This is a genomic window from Citrobacter sp. CK199 (genome assembly GCF_030333285.1).
GTDB lineage: Bacteria > Pseudomonadota > Gammaproteobacteria > Enterobacterales > Enterobacteriaceae > Citrobacter_B > Citrobacter_B koseri.
Genome location: NZ_JAOWGF010000024.1, coordinates 547,540 through 561,670, shown reverse-complemented (window position 1 = coordinate 561,670; position 14,131 = coordinate 547,540). Strand labels below are relative to the sequence as shown.

Sequence of the window (14,131 nt, the reverse complement as noted above, 5' to 3'; positions counted from 1 at the left end):
ATGAATATTAGAACTGGTAAACCAGACCGACGGCTACGATATCATCGGTTGCGATACCGTTGTCTGCGTAGAAGCTGTCGTCTTCATCCAGCAGGTTGATTTTATAATCAACATAGGTGGACATATTTTTGTTGAAGTAATAGGTCATACCCACATCAACATATTTTACCAGATCTTTATCGGTGTAACGCCAGTTGCCGTGTCTTACTTCCTGACCACCTAAGTCTTTGCCTTTAGATTGCAGGTAGGCAATAGACGGGCGCAGACCGAAATCAAACTGATACTGTGCAACAACTTCAAAGTTCTGCGTTTTGTTGGCGATACCGCCATTAAGTTCGCTGTCGCCATTGCCATAGTAAGTCATATTACGGGTTTCAGCGTACATGGCGGCGAGATAAACATTGTAGGCGTCGTATTTAGCACCAACGGTCCAGGCTTCAGCTTTATCGCCACCAGCATAGTTATTACGCTGGTTCATGCCGTCACCGTAACCACGAGCAACCTGAGCATCGGTACGATCGGAATTGGCGTATGCCGCACCCAGGCTTAAACCGAAGTCGAAGTCGTAGGAGGTGGACATACCGAAGCCGTCGCCGTTTTCTTTGGCCAGCTTGCGACCTGCGCTATTGCCGGAACCTTCCTGACCAAAACCGGTGCCTTCATTATTACCCTGATACTGGAGCGCAAAGTTCAGACCATCAACCAGACCAAAGAAGCCGTTATTACGGTAGGTTGCTACGCCGTTAGTACGGCCTAACATATAAACGTCAGTCTGAGTGTAAGTATCGCCGCCGAATTCTGGCAGCATATCGGTCCAGGCTTCTACGTCGTAAACCACGCCGTAGTTACGACCGTAATCGAAAGTGCCGTTTTGACCAAAACCTAAACCAGCGAAGCCGAGACGAGTCCAGGAGTCACCTTTATCACCTTCAGTACCGTTGGCCTGAATGTTGTATTCCCACTGACCGTAACCGGTTAACTGCTCGGCAATTTGCGTTTCGCCTTTAAAACCCAGACGGGCATAGGACATGTCGCCGTCGCTGCCTGCATCGTCAGAGAAATAACGCAGGCCATCAACTTTACCGTACAGGTCCAGTTTATTGCCGTCTTTATTATACACTTCAGCCGCATTTGCAGCGCCTGCAATTAATAGAGCAGGGACAAGCATCGCCAGAACTTTTCTTTTCATTATGTATTCCCTATAATAATAATTGATATGAATAAGTGATCGAATCCTGAAGATCACTGTTGAATACTATTCCAGGAAGTTCATTATTTTTTAAATATTACATGTAACAAATGTATTTAAAATATTTCTAATTGTTTCTTTGGGTGTGATTATAAATAATTTAATATATATTTATTGCTTTATATTTAACTGTATTATGTTTTTCTTTTAATAAATTATGGTTTGCGTTTTTAGAATTTATTTTGTGAATGTTTTATCGTGATTAGCGCTATTTTAACGTCGTTCGGATTTGCTTTTTATTCCATTTATTGCCTTCGTCAACCTGTCTGATACCTCCTCCCGTAATCATTGAGCGTGAAGACAAGGCGGAATATTGCTAATGTTGCTTTCTGATTCAGAGGAGGCAGCGTGGATTTACACTACTGGCAATCGCAGTTCGAAGCGTGGTTGGGCAAAAATCACCACGAGCAGGATAGCGCTCATGACATTTTTCATTTTCGTCGCGTCTGGGGAACGGCACAAAAGCTGTCGACGGATGAGGATGTTGACTGGCTTGTTGTACTGACCGCGTGTTATTTCCACGATATCGTCAGCCTGCCGAAAAATCATCCCGATCGCCATCGTTCATCCGTGCTGGCCGCTGACGCGGCACGTCGCATATTAATGAACGATTTCCCTGCGTATCCTGAAGAGAAATTAGCGGCAGTCAGTCATGCGATTGAGGCGCACAGTTTTAGCGCCCACATTGCGCCAATGACCAGCGAGGCGAAGATTGTGCAGGATGCCGACCGGCTTGAAGCACTGGGCGCAATCGGTCTGGCGCGCGTGTTTGCCGTTTCCGGCGGGCTGGGCGTTTCGCTATTTGATGCTGAAGATCCCTTCGCGCAACGTCGCCCGCTTAACGATAAGCAATTCGCCCTCGACCATTTTCAGACAAAACTTCTGACCTTGCCGCAAACCATGCAAACCGCGCGGGGAAAGCTGCTGGCAGAGCATAACGCCGACTTCCTGGTGACTTGGATGGCGAAGCTAAGCGCGGAGCTAAGAGGGGAGTACGACTCGTTGGATCAGACGGTAATTCAGGCTTTTAGCCGCGATAAGTAGCGACCATACCCAAAACGTAAACGCGTTCATTTTGTGTTAACCTGTCGAATATCAATTTCGCCGGTTAAATGTATGCAGGAAAATCTTTCAGTAACAGGTTTCCAGGATCTGATGACGGACAATGCCGGGGCTGCCGTACAGGCGCTGCTGGGCAAACTGCTGGAAATCTATGATGTGAAAACGCTGGTGGCGCATCTGAATGGCGTTGGGGAGAACCACTGGAGCCCGGCTATTTTTAAACGCGTCGTGGCGAACGCAACGGCGTGGCATCGTCTGAGCGAGAGCGAATATACGCACCTCAGGACATTGTTGCCAACGCCTCCGGCACACCATCCGCATTATGCCTTTCGTTTTGTCGATCTCTTCGCCGGGATCGGCGGAATTCGCCGTGGCTTTGAAGCGATAGGCGGGCAGTGCGTGTTTACCAGCGAATGGAATAAACACGCGGTACGCACCTATAAAGCCAATTATTACTGCGATCCACAACGGCATCATTTCAATGAAGATATTCGCGATATTACGCTGAGCCACCGCGACGGCGTGAGCGATAGCGAAGCGGCGGAGCATATTCGCCAGCACATACCGGAGCACGATGTTCTACTGGCCGGTTTTCCCTGCCAGCCATTCTCTCTGGCAGGGGTATCAAAGAAAAACGCGATGGGACGGGCGCATGGTTTCGCCTGCGATACGCAGGGGACGCTCTTTTTCGATGTCGTGCGGGTTATTGACGCCCGACGCCCGGCGATTTTTGTGCTCGAAAACGTCAAAAACCTGAAAAGCCACGACCAGGGAAAAACGTTTCGCATCATTATGCAAACGCTTGACGAACTGGGGTATGACGTCGCCGATGCTGCGGATAACGGGCCGGACGATCCGAAAATTATTGATGGCCGCCATTTTTTACCCCAGCATCGGGAGAGGATTGTGCTGGTGGGATTCCGCCGCGATCTTAATCTGAAAACCGATTTTACGCTGCGGGATATTGCCACACGCTATCCGCAGCAGCGCATCACGCTGGCGGAACTGCTTGAACCGGCGGTTGAAGCGAAATATGTGCTGACGCCGGTATTGTGGAAGTATTTGTACCGCTACGCGAAAAAGCATCAGGCCCGGGGTAACGGTTTCGGCTATGGGATGGTCTATCCTGCGAATCCCGGCAGCGTAACGCGCACATTGTCGGCGCGTTACTATAAAGATGGCGCGGAGATACTGATTGACCGTGGCTGGGATATGGCCGCAGGAGAGGCGAATTTCGACGATCCGGTGAATCAGCAGCACCGTCCACGCCGGTTAACGCCCAGAGAGTGCGCGCGGTTAATGGGATTCGAATCGCCGCAGGGATATCAGTTCCGCATTCCCGTTTCAGACACCCAGGCCTACCGTCAGTTTGGTAACTCCGTCGTGGTTCCGGCATTTGCCGCAGTAGCAAAACTGCTGGAGTCGAGAATTAAACAGGCCGTTACATTGCGCCAGAAAGAGAGCCAGCATGGCGGACGTACACGATAAGGCGACGCGCAGCAAGAATATGCGGGCGATAGCCACGCGCGATACGGCGATAGAAAAACGCCTTGCCGGTCTGTTGCAGGAGCAGGGGATGGCGTTTCATGTGCAGGACGCCACGTTGCCCGGACGCCCGGATTTTGTCGTGGATGAGTATCGCTGCGTTATCTTCACGCACGGCTGTTTCTGGCATCATCACGACTGCCACCTGTTCAAAGTTCCCGCCACGCGTACCGAGTTCTGGCTGAACAAAATCGGTAAAAATGTGGAGCGCGATCGGCGAGACATGCTGAGGCTTCGCGAGCTTGGCTGGCGTGTGCTGATTGTCTGGGAGTGTGCTTTGCGTGGCCGGTTGAAACTCAGCGACGCCGCACTGGCGGAACGGCTTGAGGAGTGGATCTGCGGCGGTGGCCCCACCGCGCAGATCGACACGCAGGGTATTCATTTACTGGAGTGATTTCTCCGATTCGCTCACTGCGGTCGCGGGTCTGGCGGGAAACAAATATTTCCCCAGCGTCACCAGGACGACAGCGAAAACAATTACCCCTAATGCCAGCCACTCGACGGAAGAAAGGCTTTCTCCCCCCAGACCTGTTCCCAGTAACACCGCCACTACCGGGTTGACGTAAGCGTAACTGGTCGCCAGCGCCGGGCTGACATTACGGATCAAATACATATAGGCGTTAATGGCGATAATGGAACCGAATAGCGCCAGATAACCTACCGCCATGAAGCCGGGGAGCGTCGGCATCGTCGTCAGCTTTTCCCCGGCGATAAAGGAAGCGAACATCAGCACAACACCGGCAGCCAGCATTTCAATTGCTCCGGCCATCATCCCTGTCGGCAACGCGATGCGGGCGCCGAACACGGAGCCGAATGCCCAGCTCATCGAGCCAATCAGGATCAACAGCGCGCCCCAGGGGTTGCCGCTCAAATTTCCGCCGCTATTGAGCATGATGATCCCCGCCAGGCCGATGGCGATGCCTGCCCACTCCAGTTTTCGCGTTTTAATGCCAAAGAAATGGCTGAAGCACAGCGTGAAGAGTGGGACCGTCGCGACCACCACGGCGGCGATGCCGGACGGTACATCCTGATGTTCCGCTACGGTAACCAGACCGTTCCCCACCGCCAGCAGCAGAATGCCAATCAGCGCGGCATTGAGTAATTGACGCAAAGGGGGCAGTTTATGCCCACGAAGAAGTAAGAATGTTGTTAACAAAATCCCCGCAGACAGAAAACGGACGCCCGCCATCATCAGCGGCGGCCAACTCTCAACGCCAATACGAATAACGAAGTACGTGGAACCCCAAATGATATACAGCGCGAAGAGCGCGCTAAAAAGTGGTAGTAACTGCCTGAAACGCATAATCCCTCACGGCGGAAATAAAAAGGTGCAACATAGTAAACGTCAAAACTATCGCGCTGGCGAGCGTTATAATTGCACTCTTTTGTTAAATTTTTGTTGACGATTGCTACCCGTTTCGGCATTACGTTTTTTACTTCATACTTACCTCTTCAAAAGAAAAATATTGAGGGATTTATTTTGGCAGGAAGTAGTTTGCTGACGTTGCTCGATGATATCGCCACGCTGCTGGATGATATCTCGATGATGGGAAAACTGGCCGCGAAAAAAACGGCAGGCGTATTGGGTGATGACCTGTCGCTAAACGCGCAACAGGTGACGGGCGTGCGGGCGAACCGCGAACTGCCGGTCGTCTGGAGCGTGGCGAAAGGGTCGTTGATCAACAAGGTCATCCTGGTGCCTCTGGCGCTGCTGATCAGCGCTTTTATCCCGTGGGCGATTACACCGTTGTTGATGATTGGGGGCGCTTTTCTCTGTTTTGAAGGCGTAGAGAAAGTTTTACACACGCTTGAGGCCCGAAAGCACAAAGAGAGCCCGGAGGCGCGTCAGCAGCGTCTGGCCGCGATCGCCGCACAAGATCCTCTCACGTTTGAGAAGGAGAAAGTGAAAGGGGCCGTGCGCACTGACTTTATCCTTTCTGCGGAGATCGTCGCGATTACGCTGGGAATTGTCGCGGACGCGCCGTTGCTCAATCAGGTTCTGGTGTTGTCCGGTATCGCGCTGGTGGTGACGATCGGCGTTTATGGTCTGGTGGGACTCATCGTAAAACTAGACGACATGGGGTACTGGCTGGCGGAAAAACGCAGCGTACTGGCTCAGGCGGTGGGCAAAGGGCTACTGGTTACGGCGCCCTGGCTTATGAAGGCGCTGTCCATTGTCGGCACACTCGCGATGTTCCTGGTGGGGGGCGGGATCGTGGTGCACGGCATCGCGCCATTACACCACGCGATCGAACATTTTGCTCAGCAGCAGAATGGTCTTATTGCGCTCACGCTTCCCACGTTGATTAATCTGGTGCTCGGTTTCATCATCGGCAGCGTGGTGGTAGGGCTGGTAAAAACTGTTGCTAACGTTCGCGGTGGTTCGCACTAATTTATGCCTCGCCGGATTATGCAAAAAAGGCCATCGTCGTCTAAGGTGAAAAAGTTTCACTGGATACAGGAGGCAGGTATGGTCTTTTTTGTCAGTGAGGAAGTTATCGCAAAAGAAGGTGGTCCACGCATGATCGTAACCGGTTATTCCAGCGGCATGGTGGAGTGCCGTTGGTATGACGGTTTTGGCGTCAAACGGGAAGCATTCCACGAGAATGAACTTATGCCCGGTGATGGCAGGCGGTTGCGGGAAGATGTCTGATAAAGGAACGCCCGGTTAATGCCGGGCGTTTTGTTACCCCAGAAAATAGCCGTTGAGTCGCGACACATAGTTCAGGAATAAAAGTAGGGAGCCGTCAGGTGCCGCATGAAACAACGCCAGGAAACTGGAGCTGGCTGAGAAAGTTAGCACGACGTTTTGGGCCAGGCCATGTCGTAAATATCTGTTTTCTGGTTGTGATGATTTGTTCAACATTGCTGACCTGGCGTGAAGTGGTCGTGCTGGAGTCGGCATACCGGGCCAGTCAACGTAACCATCTGGAAAACGTTGCTAATGTGCTGGACAGACAGCTGCAATTCAGCGTGGATAAACTCTTGTTTCTGCGCAACGGTATGTACGAAGCGCTGGTCACGCCGCTCGATTTTGCCGACCTGCACGATGCGGTGGCGCAATTTGCGCAACTGCGCGGCAAAAGTTTCTGGCAACTGGAGCTAGACAGACGGCGAACGTTACCGCTTAACGGCGTCTCTGATGCGTTTGTTAACCGTACAACGCTTCTCACGCGGGATAACGATGCGCTGGCAAACGAGTTAAGCGCCGCGTTGGAACTGGGGTATTTGTTACGGCTGGCGCATTCTTCTACCATGCTGGCGCAGCGGACAATGTATGTTTCGCGTTCAGGCTTTTATGTCTCAACTGAACCCACAACCAATGGCGGCGACATTATGTCCCGCTATTACCAGTATGTGATCCAACCCTGGTTCAGCGGGCAATCCCAACGACAAAATTCAGCGCGCGGCGTGCGCTGGTTTAGCTCGCCGGTGCCGGGCGGCGAAGTGCAACAAAAGGTCACCGTGAGCCTGTCGCTGGATAACGAAAGACACTGGTATGGCGTGCTGGCAATGGATATTCCCGTGTCATCCATGAAGCGTTTCCTGGAGGATGCGGTCGAAAAAGATTCCGAAGGGGAGTACCAGCTCTACGACTATCAGCTCAGGCTACTGGCGACCTCAACGCCGGAAAAGCGTCAGGTTAATACCTTTGATGACCTTGAACTGGCGTTGCTCGCGAATGACATCGAACATGATACGCATGGCGGTATCCGTATGGGCAGCCGCTATATCAGTTGGGAAAGGCTGGATCATTTCGATGGCGTGCTTTTGCGTGTTCATACCCTGAGAGAAGGCGTGCAGGGGGCTTTTGGCAGTATCAGTATTGCGCTTGGTCTCCTGTGGGCGCTTTTCACGATGATGTTGCTCATCTCATGGGTTGTTATCCGCAAGATGGTCAGCAATATGTTTGTGCTGCAAAGTTCCCTGCAATGGCAGGCCTGGCACGATCCTTTGACGCGGCTGTATAACCGTGGCGCATTGTTTGAGAGGGCGCGCGTACTGATACAGCGCTGCCATGAGCAGCGACAGCCGTTTTCCGTTATTCAGATCGATTTGGATCACTTTAAGAGTGTCAATGACCGTTTCGGCCATCAGGCGGGAGACCGGGTGCTCTCCCATGCCGCCGGGCTTATTAGCGGCACAATACGTTCGCATGACCTTGCCGGGCGCGTAGGCGGCGAAGAGTTCTGTATTGTCTTACCGGGGACGACGCTGGTGCAGGCAGCACAGATCGCAGAGCGGATACGCCAGCGCGTGAACGACAAAGAAATCCTGATCGCAAAAGGCACGACCCTGCGCATTAGCGCATCGCTGGGCGTAAGCGGGGCGCAGGAGAACGGAGACTACGATTTTGAACAGTTGCAGTCGCTGGCGGATCGCCGGTTGTATCTGGCAAAACAGGCCGGACGCAATCAGGTTTGTGTCCGTGACGACCATCCCGCGCCGTCGCCTGATACACGCTGAACCATTAGCTGTATTAATCATTTCTGCGAGAAATATTTGCTTGTCATACAAAAAAATTGCAGATAAGGTAAAACGCACATCAGATTTTCTGGTGTAACGAATTTTCAAGTGCTTCTTGCATAAGCAAGTTTGATCCCGGCTCTGCGAGCCGGGATTTTTTTCACCCCAGATCAGCGATTGATTTCCGTGACGCTAAAATCATGAATATCGAGTTCAAACGCATCCGCTAATTCATGCCATGTATGATAATCGCGGCCATCCACACTGACTTTCTCAGGATCATCAGCGCTGCGATGAATTTCGCTTTCGCTGATTTCATTGATCGCCGCGAGCAGGGCGTCAACATCAACGCTGACTTCGCGCTTGGCCGTTTCGCTGTACTCTTTCGCGGTTTTCATCTTCAGTACCTCATTTAACCGTGGCATCTGTAAGTATAGACCGTTGAGAAAACCAGCAATCACGCGCGGCAGACGCTGCCAGAAAAAGGAATTTGTTCTACACTGGCACAAAGCCACAGGAGGATAATTGATGAAGGTGAATGATCGGGTAACAGTCAAAACAGACGGCGGCCCTCGTCGGCCAGGCGTGGTATTGGCGGTTGAAGAGTTTAGTGAAGGTACGATGTACCTGGTTTCGCTGGAAGACTACCCGCTCGGTATCTGGTTCTTCAATGAGTCAGGCCATCAGGATGGGATCTTTGTGGAAAAAACAGAGTAATGTGATTTTCGTCGCTTTTACCCTGACTGGTGGAATATCCACCAGTCAGGGGGCCTCATCGCATGTTAACAAAAATTCCGTTTGTCACGTTATCCGTCAGCCGCACGACATGATAGATAACCTGTTTATTATGCGTTTTTATCTTCCGTTTAATATTCCCTTTGTGGGATGATACTGTCTTTGCCTTGATATTCATTTGATCTGAAATCTGTATTGTTCCCTGTCCATCCATCCACATTCGCAGCATACTGGATTCAGTACGGCTTAAAGATAACGTAGGTAAATTTACTACTCCTACAATATCCGTCTCTTTTTTCAGAATATCGCCAAGAATATCATCCAGAGAATCGGGCTTAATTGATTTTGAACTAATCAATAAGTTTTTTCTTACTAATAAGTATTCATCAAAATGCACATTAGCAATTGCCATAAAAACAATAAATAACGTGTTGGGATGCTGATTAATGATCTGCTTTATTTGCTGACTGTTAGATGGATCATGGATGAAACAGTCCTCATTAATAAACACCACAGAAGGCTGCTGTGAGTCACAAGCGATGGCGAGTTCGTCAACGGTCTCAATGTCGTTGATTTCCCTTTTTTTCACCCCTCTGCTTACCAGATACCCGGTCAAACCTAGCCGGGTGTAACTGCATAAATCCATAATAATCGTTGACATGGCATACCCTCACTCAATGCGTAACGATAATTCCCCTTACCTGAATATCTCATCACAACCCAACGGAACAATAATAGTGACCTAAGATGACGCTTTCGCTGTTTTCAGGCGAACTTACTATCCCGTAAAGTTACGTATAATTTGCCAGGAATCTTCTCAAAGTAAAGTAAATGTTATGTTATGTGAGTAAGGTAAAAACAAATAAAGCGCAGCAGATATATCCTGGTAGATGTTTTTAGATTTTAAATTTAGGAAAATCCTTAGTAAGACAGGATGAAAATTATGGGTTATTGGTTGTCGGCATTTCGCTAACGATATCAGCAAGCAAATTGAAAATTTCACCGAATAAGTGTTCACAGAAAGGGGCAATTAATGGCATGAGCGCGGTTATTAACAAAATGCCGACGGATAAGGTTAACGGGAAGCCAATAACAAATACGGATAACTGCGGAGCCATACGGTTTAATAGCCCGAGCGACAGGTTGAGGGTGAGCAGTAACGTAATGACCGGCAAGGCTAACATGAGTCCGTTGAGGAAGATCAGTCCGCCTGCCCGGGCGAGCGCCAGAAACGCATTGCTGTTGACCGGGTCGCCGCCGATAGGCAGCGTATGGAAGGTGTCTACCAGCAGCGAGATCAGCCACAGATGGCCGTTAAACGTAAGAAACAGCAGCATGGCGAGCATGTCGAGGATTCTGGCGAGTACCGGCATATTGAGGCGGCTGCCCGGGTCAACAAACGTGGCGAAAGAGAGACCCATTTGCAGACCGATGAATTCCCCCGCCGTACGCACCGCAGCAAAGGCAAACTGCATGGTAAACCCTAGCGCAATGCCGATCATGATTTGCTGCATGGCGAGCCATAAGGCTTCGGTGGAAAAAACAGGCACATTATTTGCCGGGAGTGAAGGGGCGATAATGAGAGTGATCATAAACCCCAGCCCCAGCTTTACCCGTTTGGGAACCGTGCGTTCACTGAGGATCGGCGCGGTAGAGATCAGCGCCAGTACACGTAGCAGCGGCCAGAAGTAGAGGTTAAGCCAGTATAACCATTGATCGCTTGTGACCTGCAACATCGCGTCTTATCCGATGATATACGGCAAGTTACTGAACAGCGTACGCACGTAATCCAGCAGCAGGTTAAGCATCCAGGGGCCCGCCACAATAATCGCCGTAAATACCGCCACAATTTTCGGGATAAATGACAGCGTCATTTCGTTGATCTGGGTGGCGGCCTGTAAAATACTGATGATAAGGCCGGTAAACAGCGCAACCAGCAGCAGAGGCGCGGCAAGCGCAAGCGCGACCTTCATTGCCTCCGTGCCTATCATCATGACCGATTCGGGTGTCATTTCGCGCCTCTAACTGTAAAAACTTTGGGCAAGAGAGCCAACGAGCAACTGCCAGCCGTCGACCAGGACAAAAAGCATAAGCTTAAACGGCAGCGCAATGGTGGCCGGCGGCACCATCATCATCCCGAGCGCCATCAACACGCTGGCGATAACCAGATCGATAATCAGGAAGGGGATGAAAATCGTAAAACCGATCTGAAAAGCGGTTTTTAACTCGCTGGTGACGTAGGCCGGGAGCAAAATTCGCATCGGCACGGCTTCCGGCCCCTGTAGCGGGCCGCTGTTTGCCAGACGCGCGAACAGGCCCAGGTCAGCCTCACGGGTCTGCCGCAGCATAAACTCCCGTAGCGGCTGAGCGCCTTTTTCCAGCGCTTCCTGCATGGAAATCTTCTCTTCGCTGAAAGGCTGCCAGGCATCCACGTAAATTTTGTCGATAACCGGCGACATAATAAAAAACGTCAAGAACAGCGCCAGCCCGAGAAGCACCTGGTTTGGCGGCGCAGAGGGCGTTCCCAGCGCGTTTCGCAGCAAGCCGAAGACGATAATGATGCGGGTAAAGCTGGTCATCATCAGCAAAATGGCGGGCAGGAACGTCAGTGACGTAATAAAGACCAGTGTCTGTACCGGCAGGGACCAGCTTTGCCCGCCGCCGGGTAGCGGTTGGCTGACCAGTCCGGGTAATTGTGCGAACGCGGCAGGGCTGATAAACCACAAAGCCATCAGCGTGAGGGATAACAAACGGCGCATCAGGATCTCCCGGAACGCTTCAACAAACTCTTCATCATGGCCTGGAAATCCGCAGGGGCGGCCGGTTTTTCTTCTGCAACGACAGGCGCAGGGGGGAGGGTATGCAACACATTGACTTGCGTGGCCGTGACGCCCAGTACCAGCCGAGCGTCTTCAACATCGACAATGACCACGCGCTCACGCGGGCCCAGCGAGGTGCTGGCTGACACTTTCAACCCTCGCGTACCGGCGCCTTTGGGCGCAAACCCCAGGCGTTTAATGACCCAGGCTGCGACCAGAATCAACACGATGATCCCAAACAGCGCGCCGCTCACCTGAACTAACGGCGAGCCTGATACGGCAGAGGGCTGTGAAACGGTAGCCTGGGTTTTCATGCTTAACGGCTCAGACGACGCATACGTTCAGACGGCGTGATGATATCCGTGATGCGCACGCCGTATTTATCGGCGACCACCACGACTTCACCCTGGGCAATCAGGTAGCCGTTAATCAGAATATCCAACGGCTCGCCTGCCAGTCCGTCCAGCGCGACCACTGAACCCTGCGTCAGGCGCAGCAGCTCTTTGATGGTCATGCGCGTGCGACCCAGCTCCACGGTCAGCTTGACCGGAATATCCATGATTAAATCGATATCCTGTAGGTTTCCACTGACGTCGCCGCCGCCCAACTGCTGGAAGACGGCATCGGCCGCGCTTTTGCTGGTCGTTGTTTTTTGCTCGTTTAACGCGTCAGCCCACAGATCGTCCAATGCGCCGGTATTCTCATCGGACGGATTATTCATGTCACTCATTTGGGCTGTTCCTCATTCAGCGAATTCAAAATCGGGTTGATCAAATGCTCTACGCGCAACGCATACTGACCGTTCACGGTGCCATACTGGCTGGTCAGTACAGGTACGCCGTCCACATGAGCAATAATGCGGTCGGGTTTTTCAATCGGCAGCACGTCGCCGGGTTTCAGCTTTAATATCTGGGAAAGGCGCAGCGGGATGTCCGCAAAGTTCGCCACCAGCTCCAGCTCTGAATGCTGAACCTGACGCACCAGATTGTCGCGCCAGTTCTGATCTTCATGACGCGAGTTTTCCAGCGGCGGGTTCACCAACAGCTCCCGCAGCGGCTCAATCATGCTGAAAGGCAGGCAGATGTTGAACTCGCCTGTCAGGTTGCCAATTTCGACGTGGAACGGCGTGTTCACCACAATGTCGTTCGGAGAGGTGGTGATATTGGTGAATTTCACCTGCATCTCAGAGCGAACGTACTCCACTTCCAGCGGGTTAATCGCTTTCCACGCGTCGCTGTAGCTTTCAAGCGCCAGCTTCAGCATGCGGTTGATAACGCGCTGTTCGGTATGCGTAAACTCACGACCTTCCACTTTGGTCGGAAAACGCCCGTCGCCGCCAAACAGGTTATCCACGGCGATAAACACCAGACTCGGCGAAAACACCACCAGACCCGTACCGCGCAGTGGCTTCAGATGGATCAGGTTCAGGTTGGTCGGTACGGGTAAATTACGCGCAAATTCGTGATATGGCTGAATGCGGATCGCGCCTACGGTAATATCCGGGCTGCGACGCAGCAGGTTAAACAGTCCCATACGGAATTGACGCGCGAAACGTTCGTTAATGATCTCCAGCGCCTGCAAGCGCTCGCGCACCACGCGACGCTGTGTATTGGGATCATAAGGACGAATATCATTGTCGCCCACGCCGCCAGGGGTGGGTTCGTCTTTGGCCTCGCTGTCGCCGTTGAGCAGCGCATCGATTTCAGCCTGAGAAAGAATACTATCGCCCATGTCTTTACCGCAGAATGAAAGCTGTATAAAGAACGTCGGTGACTTCCTGTTTCGGTTGTCCAGCAACGAGCGGAGTAGAGAGCGTTTCTTTGATTGCCGCGATCAGCGTCTGCTTCCCGGCTTCCGTCGAAAGCGCAGTGGCATCCTGACGCGAAAACAGCAGCAACAGACGGCTGCGCACTTCTGGCAGATATTCGCTCAGACGCGCGCGCGTCACTTCGTCCTTCAGGCGCAGCGTAATCCCGATATACAGCACGCGATCGGCATCGCCCAGATTGACGGTAAACGTATCCAGCGCGAAAAATACGGGCGCTGGCGGCGGTGGCGGGGCCGCGCTAGCGCTGGCGGTCGGGTGCTCCTGCATCCGCCAGTAGCTATAGCCGGCGGTTGCGCAGGCGGCAAGAGTAATCAACACCAGCAAAGGGATCCAAATTGAGCGTTTGCTCTTTCTGTTAATCGCGGAGTCAGTCATCAGATACGGGCTTCCTGTTTCGGTACAGCTTATTGGCTGATTATCCCGTGT

At 52.0% G+C, this 14,131-nt stretch carries 18 protein-coding genes; 7 read left to right on the top strand and 11 right to left on the bottom strand.

The features are described from left to right. Window positions 1–7 precede the first annotated feature (7 nt). The gene (gene ompC, locus OGX75_RS06755) at window positions 8–1,189 is read right to left on the bottom strand and encodes a porin OmpC (RefSeq protein WP_012131883.1); all 1,182 of its coding nucleotides are present in this window, start codon (window positions 1,187–1,189) and stop codon (window positions 8–10) included. Between the two features lie 408 nt (window positions 1,190–1,597). Here ompC and OGX75_RS06750 point away from each other — a divergent pair, with 408 nt between their 5' ends. The 3 genes from OGX75_RS06750 (at window position 1,598) to OGX75_RS06740 (ending at window position 4,250) form a co-directional block, all read left to right on the top strand. Beyond that, entirely contained in the window at window positions 1,598–2,293 is a 696-nt protein-coding gene (locus tag OGX75_RS06750; protein ID WP_047462884.1) for a phosphohydrolase, read from the top strand. Window positions 2,294–2,365: 72 nt separating this feature from the next. Beyond that, window positions 2,366–3,799 (top strand): DNA cytosine methyltransferase, encoded by a 1,434-nt coding sequence (locus OGX75_RS06745; RefSeq protein ID WP_071258789.1) that lies wholly within the window; start codon window positions 2,366–2,368, stop codon window positions 3,797–3,799. Beyond that, complete coding sequence (locus OGX75_RS06740; RefSeq protein ID WP_047462890.1) at window positions 3,780–4,250, top strand: very short patch repair endonuclease; 471 nt, start codon at window positions 3,780–3,782, stop codon at window positions 4,248–4,250. Before OGX75_RS06745 ends, OGX75_RS06740 begins: the two co-directional genes overlap by 20 nt. Here the strand turns inward: OGX75_RS06740 and yedA are convergent. Beyond that, the gene (gene yedA, locus OGX75_RS06735) at window positions 4,239–5,159 is read right to left on the bottom strand and encodes a drug/metabolite exporter YedA (protein ID WP_199972272.1); all 921 of its coding nucleotides are present in this window, start codon (window positions 5,157–5,159) and stop codon (window positions 4,239–4,241) included. The two genes, OGX75_RS06740 and yedA, sit on opposite strands and share 12 nt — an antisense overlap. Window positions 5,160–5,336: 177 nt before the next feature. On the opposite strand from yedA, the gene OGX75_RS06730 reads away from it, so the two are divergent. From OGX75_RS06730 to dgcQ, 3 genes are all read left to right on the top strand, one after another. After that, window positions 5,337–6,248 carry a DUF808 domain-containing protein gene (locus tag OGX75_RS06730; protein WP_286450608.1) on the top strand — a complete coding sequence of 304 codons (912 nt, stop codon included), beginning with the start codon at window positions 5,337–5,339 and terminating at the stop codon, window positions 6,246–6,248. 78 nt (window positions 6,249–6,326) lie between these two features. After that, window positions 6,327–6,509: a YodC family protein gene (locus OGX75_RS06725; protein WP_024130230.1), complete on the top strand. Its 183-nt coding sequence runs from the start codon at window positions 6,327–6,329 to the stop codon at window positions 6,507–6,509. A 98-nt stretch (window positions 6,510–6,607) separates the two neighbouring features. After that, window positions 6,608–8,323 (top strand): cellulose biosynthesis regulator diguanylate cyclase DgcQ, encoded by a 1,716-nt coding sequence (dgcQ, locus tag OGX75_RS06720; protein ID WP_200029938.1) that lies wholly within the window; start codon window positions 6,608–6,610, stop codon window positions 8,321–8,323. Window positions 8,324–8,493: 170 nt separating this feature from the next. Here the strand turns inward: dgcQ and yodD are convergent, their stop codons facing one another. Further along, the gene (gene yodD, locus OGX75_RS06715) at window positions 8,494–8,721 is read right to left on the bottom strand and encodes a YodD family peroxide/acid resistance protein (RefSeq protein WP_024130232.1); all 228 of its coding nucleotides are present in this window, start codon (window positions 8,719–8,721) and stop codon (window positions 8,494–8,496) included. Window positions 8,722–8,851: 130 nt separating this feature from the next. Here yodD and dsrB point away from each other — a divergent pair, with 130 nt between their 5' ends. Then, window positions 8,852–9,040: a protein DsrB gene (gene dsrB, locus OGX75_RS06710; RefSeq protein WP_012131894.1), complete on the top strand. Its 189-nt coding sequence runs from the start codon at window positions 8,852–8,854 to the stop codon at window positions 9,038–9,040. Window positions 9,041–9,095: 55 nt separating this feature from the next. Here the strand turns inward: dsrB and rcsA are convergent, their stop codons facing one another. From rcsA to fliL, 8 genes are all read right to left on the bottom strand, one after another. Further along, window positions 9,096–9,719 (bottom strand): transcriptional regulator RcsA, encoded by a 624-nt coding sequence (rcsA, locus tag OGX75_RS06705; protein ID WP_047462896.1) that lies wholly within the window; start codon window positions 9,717–9,719, stop codon window positions 9,096–9,098. 280 nt (window positions 9,720–9,999) lie between these two features. Beyond that, complete coding sequence (fliR, locus tag OGX75_RS06700; protein WP_012131896.1) at window positions 10,000–10,794, bottom strand: flagellar biosynthetic protein FliR; 795 nt, start codon at window positions 10,792–10,794, stop codon at window positions 10,000–10,002. A 6-nt stretch (window positions 10,795–10,800) separates the two neighbouring features. After that, on the bottom strand, window positions 10,801–11,070 hold the full coding sequence (gene fliQ, locus OGX75_RS06695; protein ID WP_012131897.1) for a flagellar biosynthesis protein FliQ: 270 nt from the start codon (window positions 11,068–11,070) through the stop codon (window positions 10,801–10,803). 9 nt (window positions 11,071–11,079) lie between these two features. Continuing rightward, complete coding sequence (gene fliP, locus OGX75_RS06690; RefSeq protein WP_012131898.1) at window positions 11,080–11,817, bottom strand: flagellar type III secretion system pore protein FliP; 738 nt, start codon at window positions 11,815–11,817, stop codon at window positions 11,080–11,082. Next, window positions 11,817–12,191 (bottom strand): flagellar biosynthetic protein FliO, encoded by a 375-nt coding sequence (fliO, locus tag OGX75_RS06685; protein WP_012131899.1) that lies wholly within the window; start codon window positions 12,189–12,191, stop codon window positions 11,817–11,819. The genes fliP and fliO overlap by 1 nt, the downstream gene beginning before the upstream one ends. Before the next feature lie 2 nt (window positions 12,192–12,193). Next, window positions 12,194–12,607 (bottom strand): flagellar motor switch protein FliN, encoded by a 414-nt coding sequence (gene fliN / locus OGX75_RS06680; protein WP_012131900.1) that lies wholly within the window; start codon window positions 12,605–12,607, stop codon window positions 12,194–12,196. Further along, entirely contained in the window at window positions 12,604–13,608 is a 1,005-nt protein-coding gene (gene fliM / locus OGX75_RS06675) for a flagellar motor switch protein FliM (protein WP_012131901.1), read from the bottom strand. Before fliM ends, fliN begins: the two co-directional genes overlap by 4 nt. A 4-nt stretch (window positions 13,609–13,612) precedes the next feature. Next, window positions 13,613–14,080: a flagellar basal body-associated protein FliL gene (gene fliL, locus OGX75_RS06670; RefSeq protein ID WP_047462901.1), complete on the bottom strand. Its 468-nt coding sequence runs from the start codon at window positions 14,078–14,080 to the stop codon at window positions 13,613–13,615. Window positions 14,081–14,131: the final 51 nt, after the last annotated feature.

Coding starts and splice junctions, on each gene's coding strand:
- ompC (WP_012131883.1), bottom strand. CDS start 1,189: ATGAAAAGAAAAGTTCTGGCGATGCTTGTCCCTGCTCTATTAATTGCA.
- OGX75_RS06745 (WP_071258789.1), top strand. CDS start 2,366: ATGCAGGAAAATCTTTCAGTAACAGGTTTCCAGGATCTGATGACGGAC.
- OGX75_RS06740 (WP_047462890.1), top strand. CDS start 3,780: ATGGCGGACGTACACGATAAGGCGACGCGCAGCAAGAATATGCGGGCG.
- yedA (WP_199972272.1), bottom strand. CDS start 5,159: ATGCGTTTCAGGCAGTTACTACCACTTTTTAGCGCGCTCTTCGCGCTG.
- OGX75_RS06725 (WP_024130230.1), top strand. CDS start 6,327: ATGGTCTTTTTTGTCAGTGAGGAAGTTATCGCAAAAGAAGGTGGTCCA.
- yodD (WP_024130232.1), bottom strand. CDS start 8,721: ATGAAAACCGCGAAAGAGTACAGCGAAACGGCCAAGCGCGAAGTCAGC.
- dsrB (WP_012131894.1), top strand. CDS start 8,852: ATGAAGGTGAATGATCGGGTAACAGTCAAAACAGACGGCGGCCCTCGT.
- rcsA (WP_047462896.1), bottom strand. CDS start 9,719: ATGTCAACGATTATTATGGATTTATGCAGTTACACCCGGCTAGGTTTG.
- fliR (WP_012131896.1), bottom strand. CDS start 10,794: ATGTTGCAGGTCACAAGCGATCAATGGTTATACTGGCTTAACCTCTAC.
- fliQ (WP_012131897.1), bottom strand. CDS start 11,070: ATGACACCCGAATCGGTCATGATGATAGGCACGGAGGCAATGAAGGTC.
- fliP (WP_012131898.1), bottom strand. CDS start 11,817: ATGCGCCGTTTGTTATCCCTCACGCTGATGGCTTTGTGGTTTATCAGC.
- fliO (WP_012131899.1), bottom strand. CDS start 12,191: ATGAAAACCCAGGCTACCGTTTCACAGCCCTCTGCCGTATCAGGCTCG.
- fliN (WP_012131900.1), bottom strand. CDS start 12,607: ATGAGTGACATGAATAATCCGTCCGATGAGAATACCGGCGCATTGGAC.
- fliM (WP_012131901.1), bottom strand. CDS start 13,608: ATGGGCGATAGTATTCTTTCTCAGGCTGAAATCGATGCGCTGCTCAAC.
- fliL (WP_047462901.1), bottom strand. CDS start 14,080: ATGACTGACTCCGCGATTAACAGAAAGAGCAAACGCTCAATTTGGATC.